The 4,802-nt window shown below is 33.4% G+C and carries 4 protein-coding genes; 3 read left to right on the top strand and 1 reads right to left on the bottom strand.

Translation table 11 applies throughout. From position 1 onward, the window contains the following. Positions 1-401: 401 nt before the first annotated feature. Positions 402-770 carry an SEL1-like repeat protein gene (locus tag BKE30_RS14375; RefSeq protein WP_158073200.1) on the top strand — a complete coding sequence of 123 codons (369 nt, stop codon included), beginning with the start codon at positions 402-404 and terminating at the stop codon, positions 768-770. Then, entirely contained in the window at positions 767-1,459 is a 693-nt protein-coding gene (locus BKE30_RS14370) for a 3'-5' exonuclease (protein WP_076879256.1), read from the top strand. The genes BKE30_RS14375 and BKE30_RS14370 overlap by 4 nt, the downstream gene beginning before the upstream one ends. 618 nt (positions 1,460-2,077) lie before the next feature. Here the strand turns inward: BKE30_RS14370 and BKE30_RS14360 are convergent. After that, positions 2,078-2,635, bottom strand: coding sequence for a hypothetical protein (locus BKE30_RS14360; RefSeq protein ID WP_143253780.1), 558 nt, complete (start codon positions 2,633-2,635; stop codon positions 2,078-2,080). 466 nt (positions 2,636-3,101) lie between these two features. Between BKE30_RS14360 and BKE30_RS14355 the strand changes: the two genes are divergently transcribed. Next, a complete protein-coding gene (locus BKE30_RS14355; protein ID WP_143253779.1) occupies positions 3,102-4,448 on the top strand; it encodes an ATP-dependent DNA helicase in 1,347 nt (448 codons plus the stop codon). The last annotated feature ends 354 nt before the right edge of the window (positions 4,449-4,802 follow it).

The following is a 4,802-nucleotide window of genomic DNA, read 5'->3' as shown; positions in this document are numbered from 1 at the left end:
GGGGGGGAATATACCTTTAAGCTCCTTCAGGAGAGCGACTAGATTATAAAATGCTATGCCTAATAGCACGGTTTACCGTATCCGTAATCCGTTCTATATAGAGTATAGAAAACCTAATCAGTGATTAGAAAATAAAGTACTCCATATACGTACCCTTTTTAAAAATAGGCATAGCGCACCTACCCCGAACTGCTTTAGCACCGAAAATAAAAATTAATCCAATTGTTTATATTGCCATATTAATTTATAGTTAAAATATTAAGAGATACTTAAAATTTCCTATGGTTCTAGGGACTTTGTACCGAAAATAGATGTAAAGATTAGTAGTGGTTCTCTATATAGTTTTCGGCCTAAATTCAGATGTGTTTTAAAATCAGAATGTAAATTTCTAAATGGTATTTATGAAACGATTTGCTTTGGTGTTAGTAAATGGAATTCTTTGGTGTTATAGCCAGCCTGTTATGGCTGAGAACTTCCTAAAGAAATTGGGACATTCCATTGATATAAGAATAGACAAATTAGAAGATGGCCAGCGCAGGCAGTATGCCAAAGAGATTCAACAACGGGCACGACAAGGTGATGCCGGATCACAGTTTGAACTCGCGCGCATGTATGCTGATGGAGATACTATCCCCCGAAACGATCAGCAAGCATTATATTGGTTCCGGCTTGCTTATGCTCAAGCTCAGGCCAATGTCAGAAATGGACAAATTAATCATGCCAATTGCCCAGACGTAAAGACAGATGATAATCAGCTGGGGCAGCCATGAATACTTCTAAAGCAATTTATATCGATACTGAAACCCACAAGTTGCATGGGCGGGTAATTGAGCTGGCTTATCAAGATTTTAATGGGGGTGATATCAGCTGTTCCCGCTTCAATCCCGAAGTGAAAATTGATCTACAGGCGATGATGATTCACCATATCACCGATTTTGACGTTAAAGATGCACCCTCTTACTCAATGGTGGCCATGCCGGCTGGTGTAGAATATGTCATAGGCCATAATGTGAAATATGATCTTGATTGCCTTGCTCATAGCCAGATTGATTGTTCAATATATAAACCGATATGTACCTATGCCCTTGCCCGTCATGTCCTTAAGGAATTGCCTAGTTATAAACTGGGATATCTATCCTACTATATAGCAGGCGATAACCAGCAAGACATAAAAGTACTTGTAAAGGAAAGTCATTGCGCCAGTACTGATCTCCAGCTGACGCAAAAGCTTTTCATACATTTGATCAGTATTATGGAATCACAGGGATGTGATACGAGCTTTATTTCACTACATGAGTTGACTCAACAGTTTTACCTAGCCCAGCAATTAAAACATGCACATAAACCATCCAATAGGCTGCATAAACACTTCAAGTCTTTTGTCACCCTTTTAGCATTTCCCTTATCCCATGAAATACGATGCCATCTAAATAGGCTGTTCAGGAAGCAAGTCATATGAGTTGGTATATCATAGTAGCGATTGGATTGTTTTGGATTTACGATGCCATTTCGACCATTAAATTGTGGCAGGAAACTAAAACTATCCGTAAAAATCCCGATGTAAAAATATTAAGGTATAAAAGCCTTGGTGTGACTGTAATCAGCACAATATTCTTTTTTAGTATTATGATTTATTATAAGTTTTTCCATTAAATAAAGTCTTTTTCTGAAAGTATAAATACCACAGGCCAAAAAAGGGGAAACCATAAAAGCAGACAATATATTGCCAAATAAATTAAAGATGAAGTATAATTATAGTAGTTAAACTTATACGCCGAAGCATTATGAATAGATTGAATAGTACAGCTATTTCCCTAAATATTCTAGCTGGAGAAGCCTTAAAGCTTTTTATTATCAGTGAACCTATAAAATATATAGTGACTCAAACAGAAAAACTTAAAATTACACCAGATCAATTATCAGTTATTAAGTAATGTATTAATGGACACCACCCATGGAATGGTTTTTTTCATTTACGTGTCGATTATAGTACCCCTACTCTCTTGACAACCCAGACAGTTTGGTAAGCAATCAAAAGCTAATATATATGAGAACTTGCCTATCAAGCCTTAAATGATTACGATCCCTTGCAACTGGAACAATAAAATGGTTTAAGATTTTCAATAATAAATTTCCAGTGCTTGGGATCAACTATAAAATCACTCATACTTAAAACGATAAATTTTGTTGGATGGCCTAATAAAGTTTCACCCAAAATATCTAGCTGATTTGAATCTGCAATGATTAGTTCAACGGTATTATTTATCATGTATTTTAAATTAATATGTATTGCATTTTGAGTTACTTGAACAATTTCATAGCTGTTAAATAATGTCTTGGTAAATTTTGCCTCAGCAGCTTCATTACACTTTGCACAATTTCGCTCAAAAATCAATGACGAGTGTTCTTTGATATGTTCTTGAAGAGTTTGTTCTAGCAACAATAAGGCAAATTTTTGCTCTAAGTCTTTTTCATTACAAATACAAAAGTCAGAATATTTAAAGCAGTTTCGCTTAAGTTGGCTAAGTTGTAGTTCAACCGAATGCTTGCAGACTGGACATATATAATCATCCAGAAACGATGGACTTTTCGCACTGACAAGTTTACCTTTTTGATTTAAGGCATAATTATGCATTCTCATTTAGTGCCTATTAAGAATAGTAAAGTTTAAATAAAGGTTTATTGAGTTATCATTATAAGCTATCACTTTAAGCCAGAATAATAATTAACTTGAAAATTATCCGGCTTACCTTAAAATTATCATATAACAAAATGGACTCGGACACGGGTTCATTGGTACCTCTCTGTTGACCCTGTAAAGGGTCTTTTTTTTATGCTTTTTGAACTGGGTTAAGTATTTAAAATTGTTCTAGGAACAATTTATAAGGAAATTTTTTATACCAATTGATACTTGTTCCAAGAACAATTTTAACTTTCACGATAAAAAAAATTAGTCTCACCAACATAAAATGTTCCAAGAACAATTTATGTATAATCTTTTAGTTCAAGATTTAATTAAAATTGTACCTAGAACAATTATGGGGTAAAAATATGAGTGAAATTAAAGTTAAATATTTTTCCAAAAAAATTCGGTTGGAGACTTGCAGAGATCAGAACTAGATTATATTGAGCAAGTTTTCAATCGCACCTTAACTAAAGGCTTTAAAAGTGAAAATGCAGAAATAGTTATTCAGCCTGAATATCTTACCGTAAAGAATTTGGTAGAAGAGGGTTACCCATTTATCTTTGTAACTGGTGGTGCTGGTACAGGAAAAACAACTTTTATCAAATGGATGATGAAGGAGTTCCATGGAAAGGTATTGTTAGGTGCACCAACAGCAATGGCCGCATTAAATGTAGGTGGTAAGACATTACATTCACTATTTAAATTACCACCGGCATGGATAGTCAAAAGTGATATAAAAAAATTATCTTTTAATAGCATCTACCGTGAAGCTGAACTTTTAATTATTGATGAAATCTCAATGGTCACTGCAAATATGTTAGATGCAATAAGTGTTTTCCTAAGAGTAAATAGAGGTGTTGAATTACCTTTTGCTGGACTTCCGATTGTTGTAGTCGGTGACTTATATCAATTGCCACCAGTAGTAAATTTTGAACTAAAGGAATTATATGGCAAATATTATAGATCACCGAAGTTCATAAGTTCATACGCCCTACAAAAAATTGAGTACTGTACTATTGAGTTAACAAAAACTTATCGGCAAAAGGATAATGTATTTATTGAACTCCTTTCAAATATTAGACAAGGCATGCATCTAGAAGAAACTTTGAAAATTATCAATCAAACTTGTACCAAGAACAATCCTGAAAGCGGATCAGTGTGGTTATCACCTTCCAATGCAACAGTGAATGAAAGAAACGAAAATGAATTAGCAAAATTAGTAGGGGAGGGTAAGCAATATCATGCAACTATCAAAGGTGAATTCCAAACTGACAAAAAGGATTCTCTACCCACGTCTATATTTCTTAAAGTAGGGGCACAAGTTATGTTCACGCAGAATGCACCTGATAAGAGCTGGATTAATGGCACTATTGGGACAGTACTCGGAATGCCTACTAATGAAACAGTAAAAGTTAAACTCATTGAAAGTGGCGAAATAGTAACTGTAGGCTATGCAGTGTGGATAAACTATCAATATTTTTGGGACGAGAAGAGTAGCCAGATTGAACGGAAAGAGATTGGTTCATTTCATCAGATTCCATTAATGCTTGCATGGTCAATGACTATACATAAAAGCCAAGGACGAACTTTGGACAAGGTACATCTTGATTTAGGAACTGGCGCATTCGAAGTAGGGCAGACTTACGTAGCGCTAAGCCGTTGTAGGAGTATTGAGGGATTATCACTAAGTAAAGAGCTAACGATTAATGATATTAAGGTAGATATGGAAGCAACTGAATTTTACAAACAGCTTGAAATCTAACGTAACAAATTCAAGTTAAATACAGAGAATATAATTCAATTAAATTAAAAAGGATTTAAAGGTTTTTAATAATGTCATTTTAATTAAATTAAAAAAGAGTAGAGCATAAGAAAGTTTTGTGAATTTTATAAAATTGAGAAAATCAAAAAATAAATTCATGAAATATAAAAAAATTAAATAAATAAAACAATGAGTTATACTAATAAGATATATGAGTAAATGGTAAATAGGATTTTATTAATGTATTTGTATTTTTATTATTTTAATGATTATAGAAAATCATCTTCAATAAATCAGATTAAAAAAGCAACGAAATGTATAATTATTAAATAATTAAAACATTAATGAATATTG

Source organism: Alkanindiges hydrocarboniclasticus (assembly GCF_001982605.1).
GTDB lineage: Bacteria > Pseudomonadota > Gammaproteobacteria > Pseudomonadales > Moraxellaceae > Alkanindiges > Alkanindiges hydrocarboniclasticus.
Note: the sequence above shows the minus strand (reverse complement) of the source record. Positions and strands in the feature narration are given on the sequence as shown.